Origin of the sequence: Pseudomonas aegrilactucae (assembly GCF_019168305.1) — a bacterium.
GTDB lineage: Bacteria > Pseudomonadota > Gammaproteobacteria > Pseudomonadales > Pseudomonadaceae > Aquipseudomonas > Aquipseudomonas aegrilactucae.
Genome location: NZ_JAHTBI010000095.1, coordinates 18,781 through 33,082 on the forward strand (window position 1 = coordinate 18,781; position 14,302 = coordinate 33,082).

The window sequence follows — 14,302 nt, forward strand, 5'->3', positions numbered from 1 at the left end:
CCGGGGGCGTCAGAGGCTAGGCAGCACCTTGGCTGGCAGCAGGCCGGTCAGCGTGCCTTCGGCCAGCAAGGCGATGGCCGCCTCGATGTCGGGGGCGAAGAAACGGTCCTTGTCGTAGTGGGCGACCTTGCCACGCAGGGCCTGGCGGGCCTGCTCCAGTTTCGGCGAGGTCTTGAGGCCGGTGCGCAGGTCCAGGCCCTGGCAGGCCGCCAGCCATTCCACGGCCAGCACGCCACGGGTGTTCTCGGCCATTTCCCACAGGCGCTTGCCGGCAGCCGGGGCCATCGACACATGGTCTTCCTGGTTGGCCGAGGTGGGGATGCTGTCCACGCTGTGCGGGTGCGCCAGCGCCTTGTTCTCGCTGGCCAGTGCCGCCGCAGTGACCTGGGCGATCATGAAGCCGGAGTTGACCCCGCCATTGGCCACCAGGAACGGCGGCAGCTGCGACATGTGCTTGTCCATCATCAGCGAGATGCGGCGCTCGCTCAGCGAGCCGATCTCGGCGATGGCCAGGGCCATGTTGTCGGCGGCCATGGCCACCGGCTCGGCGTGGAAGTTGCCGCCGGAGATCACGTCCCCTTCCCTGGCGAACACCAGCGGGTTGTCGGACACCGCGTTGGCCTCGACTACCAGCACCTCGGCGGCCTGGCGCAACTGGGTCAGGCAGGCGCCCATCACTTGTGGCTGGCAACGCAGCGAGTACGGGTCCTGTACCTTGCCGCAGTCCTTGTGCGAGGCCGACACTTCAGTGCCATCGCCCAGCAGGTCACGGTAGCAGGCGGCCGAGTCGATCTGGCCACGCTGGCCACGGGCCTGGTGAATGCGCTCGTCGAACGGCGAGCGCGAGCCCAGTACCGCCTCGACGGTGAGGCTGCCGCAGGCGACGGCCGCGGCAAACAGGTCTTCGCCTTCGAACAGGCCGCGCAGGGCATAGGCAGTGGACGCCTGGGTGCCGTTGAGCAAGGCCAGGCCTTCCTTGGCGGCCAGGGTCAGCGGCTCCAGGCCGGCCACTGCCAGCGCTTCGGTGGCCGACAGCCATTGGCCCTGGTGGCGGGCCTTGCCTTCGCCCAGCAGCACCAGCGACATATGCGCCAGGGGCGCGAGGTCGCCCGAGGCGCCGACCGAGCCCTTGAGCGGGATGTGCGGGTAGACCTGGGCGTTGATCAGGGCGATCAGCGCGTTGATCACCTTGCGCCGGATGCCCGAGAACCCACGGCTCAGGCTGTTGACCTTGAGCACCATGATCAGGCGCACCAGCGCGTCGTCCAGCGGCGCGCCGACGCCGGCGGCGTGGGACAGCACCAGCGAGCGCTGCAGGTTTTCCAGGTCGCAGCTGGCGATGCGGGTCGAGGCCAGCAGGCCGAAACCGGTATTGATGCCGTAGGCGGTGCGGTCTTCGGCGAGGATCTGCTCGACGCAGGCCACGCTGTCTTCGATCTGCTGGTCGGCGCTGGCGTCCAGCTGCAGGGTCAGCGGTTGCTGGTAGATCGCACGCAGCTGGGCCAAGGTCAGGGTGCCAGGCTTCAGGGTCAATTGGGTCACGTTATTGCTCCGTCTCGACAGGCGTTCACGCCCGTCATGAATTCAGTATCGACCAGGGCGCCGATCAGCGCGTGATCATCGGCAGGTTCAGGCCCTGCTCTTTCGCGCAGTCGATGGCGATCTGATAACCGGCATCGGCATGGCGCATCACACCCGTGGCCGGGTCGTTGTGCAGTACGCGGGCGATACGCTCGGCGGCCTCGTCGGTGCCGTCGCACACGATGACCATGCCCGAGTGCTGCGAGAAGCCCATGCCTACGCCGCCGCCGTGGTGCAGCGAAACCCAGGTCGCGCCGCTGGCGGTGTTGAGCAGGGCGTTGAGCAGCGGCCAGTCGGACACGGCGTCCGAGCCGTCCTGCATGGCTTCGGTTTCACGGTTGGGGCTGGAGACGGAGCCGGAGTCCAGGTGGTCGCGGCCGATCACGATCGGTGCCGACAGCTCGCCGCTGCGCACCATTTCGTTGAACGCCAGGCCCAGCTTGGCGCGCAGGCCCAGGCCCACCCAGCAGATACGTGCCGGCAGGCCCTGGAAGCTGATGCGCTCGCGGGCCATGTCCAGCCAGTTGTGCAGGTGGGCGTCGTCGGGGATCAGTTCCTTGACCTTGGCGTCGGTCTTGTAGATGTCCTGGGCATCGCCCGACAGCGCGGCCCAGCGGAACGGGCCCACGCCGCGGCAGAACAGCGGGCGGATATAGGCCGGCACGAAGCCCGGGAAATCGAAGGCATTGGTCACGCCCTCTTCCTTGGCCATCTGGCGGATGTTGTTGCCGTAGTCGAAGGTCGGGATGCCCTGTTTCTGGAAGTCGAGCATGGCCTGTACGTGCACGGCCATCGACTGCTTGGCGGCCTTGACCACCGCCGCCGGGTCGCTCTGCGCGCGGTCGCGGTACTGCTCCCAGGTCCAGCCGGCCGGCAGGTAGCCGTTGAGCGGGTCGTGGGCGCTGGTCTGGTCGGTGACCATGTCGGGGCGTACGCCACGCTTGACCAGCTCGGGGAGAATTTCGGCGGCGTTGCCCAGCAGTGCGATGGAGATGGCCTTGCCTTCGGCGGTGTATTTGGCGATGCGCGCCAGGGCGTCGTCCAGGTCGGTGGCCTGCTCATCCACGTAGCGGCTGCTCAGGCGGAAGTCGATGCGGCTCTGCTGGCACTCGATGTTCAGCGAGCTGGCGCCGGCCAGGGTCGCGGCCAGTGGCTGCGCGCCGCCCATGCCGCCCAGGCCTGCGGTGAGTACCCACTTGCCCTTGAGGCTACCGTTGTAGTGCTGGCGGCCGGCCTCCACGAAGGTTTCGTAGGTGCCCTGCACGATGCCCTGGCTGCCGATGTAGATCCAGCTGCCGGCGGTCATCTGGCCATACATGGCCAGGCCCTTGGCATCCAGTTCGTTGAAGTGTTCCCAGTTGGCCCAGTGCGGCACCAGGTTGGAGTTGGCGATCAGTACGCGCGGGGCGTTGCTGTGGGTCTTGAATACGCCGACCGGCTTGCCGGATTGCACCAGCAGGGTCTCGTCGTCGTTCAGGTGGGTGAGGCTTTCTACGATCTTGTCGTAGCACTCCCAGTTGCGCGCGGCGCGGCCGATGCCGCCGTACACCACCAGCTCTTTCGGGTTCTCGGCAACTTCCGGGTCGAGGTTGTTCATCAGCATGCGCAGCGGCGCTTCGGTCAGCCAGCTCTTGGCGGTCAGCTGGGTGCCGCGGGCGGCGCGGATTTCGACGTCACGGAATTTATTGTGCTTGTTCGTCACGTAAGGGCTCCTCGAGCGAAAGGCGAATTCGGGATGGCACTGCCATGGGTGCTATACAAACACACCTTTACTTGTATGTACAAGTACAGCCAACCAAAAAACCTTCACCTTGGCGTCGACCTTTCGGGCGCCTTCGCTGGCAAGCCAGCTCCCACAGGTTGCCCACTGCACTGGAGTGCAACGCCGTACCTGTGGGAGCTGGCTTGCCAGCGAAAGGCTGCAGAGCAGCCCAGACTTAACGTTCGCTCAGCTCGATCAGGCAGACCTGCCCACTGACCTGCAACTCCACCAGGCCCTGATTGGCGTCCAGGCGCAGGCAGTCATAACGCCCCAGCACCTGCTCCGGCTGCCCGGCGAGCGCAACCTGCACCTGCTCATCGGCAGCGAACACCAGCAGCGTCTGCGCCGAGCTGTACACCCGGCTGTCACCGGCCAGCCACTGCAAGCGCGCGGCAAACCGCTGCGGCGCGTAGATCAGGTTGAAGTCCCGTATCGGCCCGCCCAGCAGGCTGCAGCTCACCGCGCTCTCACCGCTGAAGGCGAACGCATCGAACGGTATCAGCTCACGGCTGGCGTGCCCGTCCACCACCAGGCGCATGCCATCGCCCTGCAGCACGCTGATGATGCGCTGGTAGCCGGCGAAGCTGGAAAAGCCGCCCGACGCCTCGATATCGGCAATCGACAGGCGCCAGCCGAAGCCGTCCAGGCCTGCGCCGCCATCACGGGTGATCTCTTCGGTGCTGCCGCCGCCGTTCTTCCACGGCATGCGCGGGTAGTCGGCGGCGTGTAACAAGGTCAACGAACTCATTTGCTGAAGCGTCCTTCCAAACGATGACGGGAACCCGGATGAATCAGGCGCGCCGCCGTGACCGGCTGGCGTCCGGACCAGGTGCGGCGGCGGATCAGCAGGCACGGCTCGCCCGGCTCGATCTGCAACAGCCGGCACTCTGCGGGCTCGGCCAATATCGCCTCGACCACGTGCTCGCCCTCGGTCAGCGGCGCCACCTGCGACAGGTACGCATACGGGGTCTGGCGGGTGAAGTCCTGCTTGAGGTAGTCCGGTGCGATCTGGGCGTTGACGAAGCGGTCTTCGATCTGCACTGCGATCCCGTTCTCGTAGTGCACGATCAGTGAATGGAACACCCGCTGGCCTTCGCGCATGTCCAGCGCCAGCGCCCGCTCGGAGCCGGCCGCCTCTTCGGCCAGGGTGATCACCTGGCAGGTATGCTGGTGACCGCGCGCGGCGATCTCATCGGCAATGTTGTTGACCTCGAACAGCGCCGAGCGGCTTTTGGGCTCGGCGACGAAGGTGCCAACGCCCTGCATGCGCACCAGCAGGCCTTCGGCGGTCAGCTCGCGCAAGGCGCGGTTGATGGTCATGCGGCTGAAGCCCAGTTCGCTGACCAGTTCGCTCTCGGAGGGCACGCGATGATGCGGCGGCCAGCTGCCGTTCTGGATCTGCTGGGCGATCATCTGCTTGACCCGCGCGTACAGCGGCGCCGGGACCTCGCCCATCTGGGCAACCAGCGCGGAGACAGGAGGTGTCGGCACGGCAAAAATCCTTGGTGGTGGGTATGAACGGTAGAGTGCCGCAGTTTACCGGGCAGGCAAACGTCTGTATATGTATATACAAATAACCAGAAAGGGGTGACCTGTCGATGTCCGTGTTCTTTGCCGAACGTGCCTTGCTGCCTACGGGCTGGGCTGAAAACGTGCGAATCGAGGTGGGCGCCGATGGCCTGCTGAGCCGCGTGCAACCCGATGCCACGGCAGAAGGCGCCGAGCGACTGGCCGGGCCGCTGCTGCCGGGCATGCCCAACCTGCATTCGCATGCCTTCCAGCGGGCAATGGCGGGCCTGGCAGAGGTGGCCGGCAACCCCAATGACAGTTTCTGGACGTGGCGCGAGCTGATGTACCGGCTGGTCGGCAAGATCAGCCCCGAGCAATTGGGCGTGATCGCGCGCCAGCTGTATATCGAGATGCTCAAGGCCGGCTACACCTCGGTGGCCGAGTTCCATTACGTGCACCATGACACCCAGGGCAAGGCCTATGCCGACCCGGCCGAGCTGTCGCTGCGCATCAGCCAGGCAGCGGCCGACACTGGCATCGGCCTGACCTTGCTGCCGGTGCTCTACAGCCATTCGGGGTTTGGCGGGCAGGCCCCCAACGACGGGCAGCGCCGGTTTATCAACAGCACCGAGCAGTACCTGAAACTGCAGGCGCAACTGGCGCCGTTGCTCGCGCAGCAGCCGGCGCAGCGCCTGGGCGTGTGCTTCCACTCCCTGCGCGCGGTCACCCCGCAGCAGATCAGCGAGGTGATGGCCGCCAGCGACAGCGCCTGCCCGGTGCATATCCACATTGCCGAACAGCAGAAGGAAGTCGACGACTGCCTGGCCTGGAGCGGTCGCCGGCCATTGCAGTGGCTGCATAAACATGCCGAGGTCGATGCGCGCTGGTGCCTGGTGCATGCGACCCATGCCCAAGCGGACGAAGTGTCGCTGATGGCGCGCAGCGGTGCGGTGGCGGGCTTGTGCCTGACTACCGAAGCCAACCTGGGCGACGGCATTTTCCCCGCTGTCGATTACCTGGCCCAGGGTGGGCGCCTGGGCATCGGCTCGGACAGCCATGTGTCGCTGAGCGTGGTGGAGGAACTGCGCTGGCTGGAGTACGGCCAACGCCTGCGCGATCAACGGCGCAATCGCCTGTACGGTGCCGAGCAGCCGATGGTGGGGCGCACGCTGTTCGATGCCGCACTGGCAGGCGGGGCACAGGCACTCGGGCAGCCGATCGGCGAACTGGCGGTGGGCAAGCGCGCCGACTGGATCGTGCTGGACGGGCTGGACCCGTACATTGCTACGGCGAGTGCAGACGGGATTCTCAATCGCTGGCTGTTCGCCGGCGGGGATCGGCAGGTGCGTGACGTGATGGTCAATGGCACGTGGGTGGTGCGCCAGGGGCGGCATGCCGATGAAGCGCAGAGTGCGCAGGCGTTTGCCGGGGTGCTGCGCAATTTGCTGGGTTGATGTCTATCCGCGGCGCGGCCTTCGCTGGCACGCCAGCTCCCACAGCGATTGCAGTGATCTTGAAGTCACCGATGTACCTGTGGGCGCTGGCTTGCCAGCGAAGAGGCCGTCACTGACTGCGCGCGATATCCCGGTCGGAAACGCGCCAGATCAGCCGTGTGGTGTCATACCCTTGCTGGCGCGCACGCGCCAGCAGGCTCTCGCGCTCCAGCGCCGGGATCGTCGGCTTGCGCGACAGGATCCACAGGTACTTGCGGTCCGGGTTGCCCACCAGCGCGGTCTGGTAGTCCTTGTCCACATACAGCACCCAGTAATCACCCTTGGCCACGCCCGGCAACAACGTGGAGAACCAGTTGTCGAACTCGACCCACAGCTTGTCGGTCTTGCCCGGCACCTGCGGCGTGGCCGTGCCACTGGCCTGCTGCCATTCACCCTGCAGCGTGAGGCAACGGTTGAGCACCCCCACCGTACCGTCCGGGCGCAGGTTGTAATGCGCCTCGCTCTGCGCGCAGTCGCGCTGGAAGAACATCGGCAACCGCGCCAGCTCGAACCACTTGCCCTGGTAACGCTTGAAGTCGACACGCTCGACGGTCTTGGGCGGCAACGGGCCCTCGTCGAACGAATGCGCGCAACCGCCCAGCAGCACCACGGCACACAGGCTCAGCAGTAGATGCAGACCTCTCATTTGAGCCCCTGCCCCGAGTACATCAGCACCTTGTCGGCGGCATACTGCACGCTGATGAAGCTCTTCTCGTCACCCCAGGTGCAACTGGACATGCCCAGCGCGCCGGAGCACTCGGTCGGGCTGCCGAGCAGCCGCTCGACCTCGGCCTTGGGCATACCCGCCTGAAGCCTGGAGTAGTTTTCCTGATTGATCTTGCTGCACGCAGCCAGCAACACGCACAACGACAACAGGGCGAGAGAACGCAACGACATGGGGGTCACTCCTGAACATGAGGATGCCAGCACGGGGCTTGACCTGAGCTTAGAAGGAAAAAGCCCTATCCGGTTCCCGGACCCACTGTTTTCCTTGACGTTTATCTGCGCCTTTTGTCGACTAGTCGCGTTTAAGGCTCATCTTTTTCCCACAACAGGCGACACAGGGGGGTGCTGCGACCGTTCGCTGAGCACTCCCGTTGACCGCCTTGTGCAGACAGACCTCGCAATGACCAAAAACCTGAAGTTCAGCCACAAGATTCTGCTGGCCGCCGCCCTCGTGGTCGCCGTGGCATTCACCTGTTTCATCCTGTTCAACGACTACCGTCAGCGCCAATCGCTGCGCGCCAATACCGAAGCCTCGCTGCAGGAACTGGGCAGCCTGACCACCGGCAATATCCAGACCTGGCTCCAAAGCCGTATCCAGCTGCTGCAGTCGCTGGCCCAGCAGGTGGCGGTGGATGGCGCGGGCAAGCCGAGCCTGGACCGCAGCCTGGCGCTGCCGGTGTACGCCAGCAACTTCGCGCTGACCTACTTCGGCGGCCAGGACGGCAGCATGCAGTCGATACCGGTGGGCAACCGCGCCGCCGACTACGACCCGCGGGTACGCGGCTGGTACAAGGCCGCCAACGACGCCGGGCGCACCATCGTCACCGAGCCGTATATCTCGGCGTCCATGAGCAAGCTGGTCATCACCATCGCCACCCCGGTGCAGCAGGGCGGGCGCCTGGTTGGCGTGAGCGGCGCCGATACCGACCTTGCCACCATCAGCACGATCATCAACTCGCTGAACTTCGACGGCCACGGGCAAGCGTTCATCGTCAACGGCGCGGGCAGGATCCTGATCCATCCCGACAGCAAGCTGGCCCTCAAGAGCCTGGCCGAGGTGTACCCACAGGGCACGCCGCAACTGGGCAGCGGGCTGAAGGAAGTCGAGGTGGACGGGCGCAAGCAGTTCATCACGTTCACCCAGGTCAACGGCGTGCCGTCGGCCGACTGGTACGTGGCGCTGGTGGTCGACCAGGACTACGCCTTCGCCATGCTCAGCGAGTTCCGTACCTCGGCGATCATCGCTACGTTGATCGCCGTGCTGATCATCATCGCGCTGCTGGGTGTGCTGATCCGCGTGCTGATGGAACCGCTGCACGTGATGGGCCGTGCCATGCACGACATCGCCGAAGGCGAAGGCGACCTGACCAAGCGCCTGCGCATTCATGCGCATGACGAGTTCGGCATGCTGGGCAAGTCGTTCAACCGCTTTGTGGAGCGCATCCACGATTCGATCCGCGAAGTGTCCTCGGCAACCGGCCAGGTCAACGAAGTGGCACTGCGCGTGGTCAGCGCCTCCAATGCCTCGATCCACAATGCCGACCAGCAGAGCGGTCGTACCAGCAGCGTGGCGGCGGCGATCAACCAGCTGGGCGCCGCTGCCCAGGAGATCGCGCAGAACGCCGCCCTCGCCTCGCAGCATTCCAGCGAGGCGCGCAACCAGGCTGCCGACGGCCAGGACGTGGTCAACCAGACCATCGCGGTGATGAACCAGCTGTCGGCCAAGATCAGCGACTCATGCACCAACATCGAGATGCTCAACGCCAACACGGTGAACATCGGGCAGATCCTTGAAGTGATCAGCGGGATTTCCCAGCAGACCAACCTGCTGGCGCTCAACGCGGCGATCGAGGCGGCGCGTGCCGGTGAAGCCGGGCGCGGCTTTGCGGTGGTGGCCGATGAAGTGCGCAACCTGGCGCACCGCACCCAGGACTCGGCGCAGCAGGTGCAGAAGATCATCGAAGAGCTGCAGGCCGGTGCCCAGGTGGCGGTCAGCACCATGACCGAGAGTCAGCGCCAGAGCCAGCACAGCGTGGGCATCGCCAACCAGGCCGGTGAACGGCTGGGCAGCGTGACCCTGCGCATTGGCGAGATCGACGGGATGAACCAGTCGGTGGCGACGGCGACCGAAGAGCAGACGGCCGTGGTCGAGTCGATCAATGTCGACATTACCGAGATCAATACGCTGAATCAGGAAGGGGTGGAGAATCTGCAGGCGACGTTGCGGGCCTGCAATGACCTGGAGAGCCAGGTGGATCGCTTGAAGCACCTGGTGGGCAGCTTCAGGATCTAGTGTGACTGTGCCGACCTCTTCGCTGGCAAGCCAGCTCCCACAAGGAAATGAGGTGTACACAAAACCTGTGGGAGCCGGCTTGCCGGCGAAGGGGCCGACAAGTCGGTCGCACAATCAGAACCGTGAACCCGGCTCCAGCAGAAAATCCATCTCTTCATCGGTGCTCGGGCGGTTCAGCAGCAGGTTGCGGTGCGGGAACCGGCCGAACCGCGCAATCACGCGCTGGTGCTGCTCGGCATAGTCGAGGAACCCCTCGAACAGGCGCCGATCGCTGTCAGGCTGCGCATCCAGCAACAGCTGGTAACGCTCGATGCTGATGTTCTGCCAGTCCAGCACCTCGGCATGCTCCAGCACCAACAGGATGAACACCCGCTGGATCGGCAGCAGCTGGTAATCCCAGGCCTTGTCCAGGCCCTGCATCACCAGCACCTGCGCCCGCCGGTCGCCATCGAAGGCATGCTGGGTGTCACGGTGGATCATGCGCGGCAGCTGGTCCAGCAGCAGGACCAGGCCCAGCCACCCCTGCGGGCACACCAGCCATTCGTCCAACCCACCCGCCAGGGCCTGCTCCGCCAGCTCGCCGAAGCGCTCGCGCGCCTCGTCGTCGTGGTGCTTGCCGAACCACAGCGTGCTCTTCTCGTCAGCCACGGCCTGGGGGCTGTTGCCCCAGCCGAACCACCATTCCAACAACGGCTGCCAAGGTGCGAGCATGATTTACTCCTGGTGATAACCCGTGACGCGCTCGACTTCCTGCCTGGAGCCCAGGAACACCGCCACACGCTGGTGCAGGCTCTCGGGCTGGATGTCGAGGATGCGCTGGCGACCGTCGGTAGAGGCGCCGCCGGCCTGTTCGATGATGAACGACATCGGGTTGGCTTCGTACATCAGGCGCAGCTTGCCTGGCTTGGAAGGCTCGCGCGCATCACGCGGGTACATGAACAGGCCGCCACGGGTCAGGATGCGGTGCACGTCGGCCACCATCGAGGCGATCCAGCGCATGTTGTAGTTCTTTTTCAGCGGGCCGGTCTCGCCGGCCAGCAGCTCGCCCACGTAGCGGGTCACCGGGGCTTCCCAGTGGCGCTGGTTGGACATGTTGATGGCGAACTCGGCGGTGGTTTCCGGCACCTGGATGTTCTCGTGGGTCAGCACGAAGCTGCCCAGTTCGCGGTCCAGGGTGAAGCCCTTGACGCCGTTGCCCAGGGTCAGGATCAGCATGGTCTGCGGGCCGTAGATGGCGTAGCCGGCAGCCACCTGCTCGGTGCCTGGCTGCAGGAAGGCCTGCTCGTTCAGGCTTTCGTTCTGGCTCAGGTACTCGTTGGGGCAGCGCAGTACCGAGAAGATGGTGCCGACCGACACGTTGACGTCGATGTTCGACGAACCGTCCAGCGGGTCGAATACCAGCAGGTAGGCACCTTTAGGGTATTTGCCCGGGATCTGGTAGGCGTTGTCCATTTCTTCGGAGGCCATGCCGGCCAGGTGGCCGCCCCACTCGTTGGCTTCGAGCAGGATGTCGTTGGAGATCACGTCCAGCTTCTTCTGGACTTCGCCTTGCACGTTTTCGGTGCCCATGCTGCCGAGCACGCCGCCCAGGGCGCCCTTGGACACGTTATGGCTGATTTCCTTGCACGCACGCGCCACCACTTCGATAAGGAAGCGCAGATCGGCAGGGGTGCTGTTGCTGCGGGTCTGCTCAATCAGGTAGCGACTCAGGGTAACGCGGGACATGTAAGGCTCCGGAGGATGGGGGTAGTAAAAAACCCACGCAGTTTACAGGGAGAGTGAAGCGCTAGCGAGCAATAGGACATGCTCGCCCGATCAGACGACACATTGGCCCGAAGGTTCAGGCCCCCGGGCAAGGTGCCGACGGGCTACTCCAGTGCCTGCCAGATCTCGCTGGCGTACTCGCGGATGGTGCGGTCCGACGAGAACCAGCCCATGCGCGCGGTGTTGAGCACCGCCGAGCGCCACCACAGCTTGGGCTCGTGCCACAGTTCCTCGACGCGGCGCTGGGCCTCCCAGTAGGCGTCGAAGTCGGCGCACAGCAGGAAGCGGTCGTAGGCCACCAGCGAATCGATCAGGCCCACGTAGCGGCCCGGATCATCCGGCGAAAACACCCCGCCACGGATCGCCTGCAGCACATCGTTGAGCCGATACGAGGCGCCGATGGCGGCATTGGCACCGAAGTCGCCGCTGCGCTTGCGCCCCTCCACCTGCTGCGAGGTGAGGCCGAAGATGAACATGTGCTCGGCCCCCACCTGCTCGCACATCTCGACGTTGGCGCCGTCCAGGGTGCCGATGGTGAGTGCGCCGTTGAGGCCGAACTTCATGTTGCTGGTGCCCGAGGCCTCGTAGCCGGCCGTGGAGATCTGCTCCGACAGGTCGGCCGCCGGGATGATGCTCTCGGCCAGGCTGACGTTGTAGTTGGGCAGGAACACCACCTTGAGCAGCCCGCGCACGGTCGGGTCATTGTTGACCACCTTGGCGATGTCGTTGGACAGCTTGATGATCAGCTTGGCCTGGTGATAGCTGGCCGCTGCCTTGCCGGCGAAGATCTTCACCCGCGGCGCCCAGTTGGTGCCCGGTTCTGCGCGAATCGCCTGGTACAGCGCCACGGTGTGCAGCAGGTTGAGCAACTGGCGCTTGTACTCGTGGATGCGCTTGACCTGTACATCGAACATCGCTTCGGGGTTGACCGTGATGCCCAGGCGCTCCTGGATCAGGCTGGCCAGGGCCTTCTTGCTGTGCAGGCGCTGTTCGGCGAAGGCCTTGCGAAACGCCGCCTTGTCGGCGAACGGTTCGAGGCCCTTGAGGTGCTTCTCGGGGTCGTCGAGCACGTCGGGGCCCAGCGCCTCCACCAGCATGCCGGTGAGCTGCGGGTTGGCCTGGTACAGCCAGCGGCGGAAGGTGATGCCGTTGGTCTTGTTGTTGATCCGCTCGGGGTAGAGCTTGTGCATTTCGGAAAACACGGTGCTGCGCATCAGCTTGGTGTGCAGCCCCGACACCCCGTTGACACTGTGCGAGCCGAGAAACGCCAGGTTGCCCATGCGCACCCGGCGGCCGTTGTCTTCCTCGATCAGCGAAACGGCGCGCAGCACGTCGAAATCGTGGATGCCCTTGGCGCGCAGGGCGTCGATGTGGAAGGCGTTGATCAGGTAGATGATCTGCATGTGGCGCGGCAACATGCGCTCCATCAGCCCCACCGACCAGGTCTCCAGCGCCTCGGGCAGCAGGGTGTGGTTGGTGTAGGCCAGGGTATCGACGGTGAGCTGCCAGGCGGTGTCCCACGGCACCTCGTGCTGGTCCACCAGCAGGCGCATCAGCTCGGCCACGGCAATCGAGGGGTGGGTGTCGTTGAGCTGGATCGCGGCCTTTTCATGCAGGTTGAGCAGGCTGGGGTTCATGTTCAGGTGGCGGCGCAGCAGGTCCTGCAGCGAGGCCGAGACGAAGAAGTATTCCTGGCGCAGGCGCAGTTCCTGCCCGGCCTCGGTGCTGTCGGCCGGGTACAGCACGCGCGAGATGCTTTCGGCGCGCGCCACTTCGGCCACCGCCCCCAGGTGGTCACCGGCGTTGAAGCGCTCCAGGTGCAGCTCCTCCAGGGCCCGCGCACGCCACAGGCGCAGGGTATTGACGCTGGCCCCGCGCCACCCGACCACCGGGGTGTCATACGCCACCGCACGCACCGTTTCGCCCGGCCACCACACCTGGCGCGGCTGACCGGCGCCGTCCTGCCTGGTTTCGACACTGCCGCCAAAGCTGATCGGGTAGATCACCTCGGCACGCTCGAACTCCCAGGGGTTGCCGAAGTCCAGCCAGTTCTCGGTCTGCTCCTGCTGCCAGCCATCGACCACCGCCTGGCGGAACAGGCCGTGCTCGTAGCGGATGCCATAGCCGTGGGCGGCGATGCCCAGGGTCGACATGCTTTCCATGAAGCACGCCGCCAGGCGGCCCAGGCCACCGTTGCCCAATGCCGCATCGGGTTCGAGCAGGCGGATGCGCTCCAGGTCCACATCCAGGCCGGTCATCGCCTCGCGGGCGATATCCAGCAAGCCCAGGTTGCTCAGGCTGTCGTACAGCAGTCGGCCGATCAGGAACTCGAGGGAGAGGTAGTACACGCGCTTCTGGCTTTTGCGGTAGATCTGCCGGGTGTGGTCCATCCAGTGGTCGACCATGTGGTCGCGGGCGGCCAGCGCAATGGCTTCGAACCAGTCATGCTCGAAGGCGTGTTCGGGGTCCTTGCCGACCGCGTAGGTCAGCTTTTCCAGTACAGCGGTGCGAAACGCGGCCACCTCTGCGTCACGTGCGAGTGGTTCCTGAGACATACGACGTCCTCGGGCAAGTTGACGAATTCGGATGGAGATTTCTCAGCCTAGACGGTTCGACCGGGAGCGATAGCCCAGGTTCGCGTGTTTCTGTGCAAAAGCAGTACCGCTTGCACGCAAAGCCGGCAAATGGTTGTTCACATTTTGACCAACTCCGGTATGATCGCGCGCCCACAGAACATCTAATAACCTGAGCCTGATGAAACCGACCCTGATTGCCGCCGCCGAACTCGACCGCCTGGACACCTGGCAGAGGTATGCCAGCCATATGTGCGGGGGCTGCGTATCCAGTTGCTGCACCTTGCCGGTGGAGGTCAAGCTCAACGACCTGATCCGCATCGGTGTGGTGGACGAATTCGAAAAGGGCGAGCCGCCCAAGAACATTGCCAAGCGGTTGCAGAAGGATGGAATCGTGGAGCGCTTCAACCAGAAGTCCGGGATCTTCACCTTGCAGCGCATGAGCAATGACGATTGCCTGTACCTGGACCGCAAGACGCGCTTCTGCACCATTTACGACAAGCGCCCGGACACCTGCCGCAACCACCCCAGGATCGGCCCGCGGCCGGGGTATTGCGCGTACAAGCCCAAGCCTGCGGCACGCTGAAAACACCCTGCACCG

At 65.0% G+C, this 14,302-nt stretch carries 12 protein-coding genes; 3 read left to right on the top strand and 9 right to left on the bottom strand.

Annotated elements, in window-relative coordinates; all coding sequences use genetic code 11:
* Positions 1 to 9 precede the first annotated feature (9 nt).
* The 4 genes from hutH to hutC form a co-directional block, all read right to left on the bottom strand.
* A complete protein-coding gene (gene hutH, locus KUO17_RS22770) occupies positions 10 to 1,542 on the bottom strand; it encodes a histidine ammonia-lyase (RefSeq protein ID WP_217977838.1) in 1,533 nt (510 codons plus the stop codon).
* A gap of 64 nt (positions 1,543 to 1,606) precedes the next feature.
* Entirely contained in the window at positions 1,607 to 3,283 is a 1,677-nt protein-coding gene (gene hutU, locus KUO17_RS22775) for a urocanate hydratase (RefSeq protein ID WP_217977839.1), read from the bottom strand.
* Positions 3,284 to 3,518: 235 nt separating this feature from the next.
* The gene (locus KUO17_RS22780; protein WP_217977840.1) at positions 3,519 to 4,091 is read right to left on the bottom strand and encodes a HutD/Ves family protein; all 573 of its coding nucleotides are present in this window, start codon (positions 4,089 to 4,091) and stop codon (positions 3,519 to 3,521) included.
* Positions 4,088 to 4,798: a histidine utilization repressor gene (gene hutC / locus KUO17_RS22785; RefSeq protein WP_217977867.1), complete on the bottom strand. Its 711-nt coding sequence runs from the start codon at positions 4,796 to 4,798 to the stop codon at positions 4,088 to 4,090. The genes KUO17_RS22780 and hutC overlap by 4 nt, the downstream gene beginning before the upstream one ends.
* A gap of 143 nt (positions 4,799 to 4,941) precedes the next feature.
* Here hutC and KUO17_RS22790 point away from each other — a divergent pair, with 143 nt between their 5' ends.
* A complete protein-coding gene (locus KUO17_RS22790) occupies positions 4,942 to 6,306 on the top strand; it encodes a formimidoylglutamate deiminase (protein WP_217977841.1) in 1,365 nt (454 codons plus the stop codon).
* A 109-nt stretch (positions 6,307 to 6,415) separates the two neighbouring features.
* Here KUO17_RS22790 and KUO17_RS22795 read toward each other — a convergent pair whose 3' ends face one another.
* Both KUO17_RS22795 and KUO17_RS22800 read right to left on the bottom strand, forming a co-directional pair.
* Positions 6,416 to 6,991 (bottom strand): lipocalin family protein, encoded by a 576-nt coding sequence (locus tag KUO17_RS22795; RefSeq protein ID WP_217977842.1) that lies wholly within the window; start codon positions 6,989 to 6,991, stop codon positions 6,416 to 6,418.
* Positions 6,988 to 7,242 (bottom strand): outer membrane protein assembly factor BamE, encoded by a 255-nt coding sequence (locus KUO17_RS22800; RefSeq protein WP_217977843.1) that lies wholly within the window; start codon positions 7,240 to 7,242, stop codon positions 6,988 to 6,990. The genes KUO17_RS22795 and KUO17_RS22800 overlap by 4 nt, the downstream gene beginning before the upstream one ends.
* Positions 7,243 to 7,471: 229 nt before the next feature.
* Between KUO17_RS22800 and KUO17_RS22805 the strand changes: the two genes are divergently transcribed.
* Complete coding sequence (locus KUO17_RS22805; protein WP_217977844.1) at positions 7,472 to 9,364, top strand: methyl-accepting chemotaxis protein; 1,893 nt, start codon at positions 7,472 to 7,474, stop codon at positions 9,362 to 9,364.
* A gap of 114 nt (positions 9,365 to 9,478) precedes the next feature.
* Here KUO17_RS22805 and KUO17_RS22810 read toward each other — a convergent pair whose 3' ends face one another.
* The 3 genes from KUO17_RS22810 to KUO17_RS22820 form a co-directional block, all read right to left on the bottom strand.
* Entirely contained in the window at positions 9,479 to 10,075 is a 597-nt protein-coding gene (locus tag KUO17_RS22810) for a DUF924 family protein (protein WP_217977845.1), read from the bottom strand.
* Positions 10,076 to 10,078: 3 nt separating this feature from the next.
* Positions 10,079 to 11,089: a class 1 fructose-bisphosphatase gene (locus tag KUO17_RS22815; RefSeq protein WP_217977846.1), complete on the bottom strand. Its 1,011-nt coding sequence runs from the start codon at positions 11,087 to 11,089 to the stop codon at positions 10,079 to 10,081.
* 143 nt (positions 11,090 to 11,232) lie between these two features.
* Positions 11,233 to 13,683, bottom strand: coding sequence for a glycogen/starch/alpha-glucan phosphorylase (locus tag KUO17_RS22820; RefSeq protein ID WP_217977847.1), 2,451 nt, complete (start codon positions 13,681 to 13,683; stop codon positions 11,233 to 11,235).
* A 199-nt stretch (positions 13,684 to 13,882) separates the two neighbouring features.
* Here KUO17_RS22820 and KUO17_RS22825 point away from each other — a divergent pair, with 199 nt between their 5' ends.
* Positions 13,883 to 14,287 (top strand): YkgJ family cysteine cluster protein, encoded by a 405-nt coding sequence (locus tag KUO17_RS22825; RefSeq protein WP_217977848.1) that lies wholly within the window; start codon positions 13,883 to 13,885, stop codon positions 14,285 to 14,287.
* Positions 14,288 to 14,302: the final 15 nt, after the last annotated feature.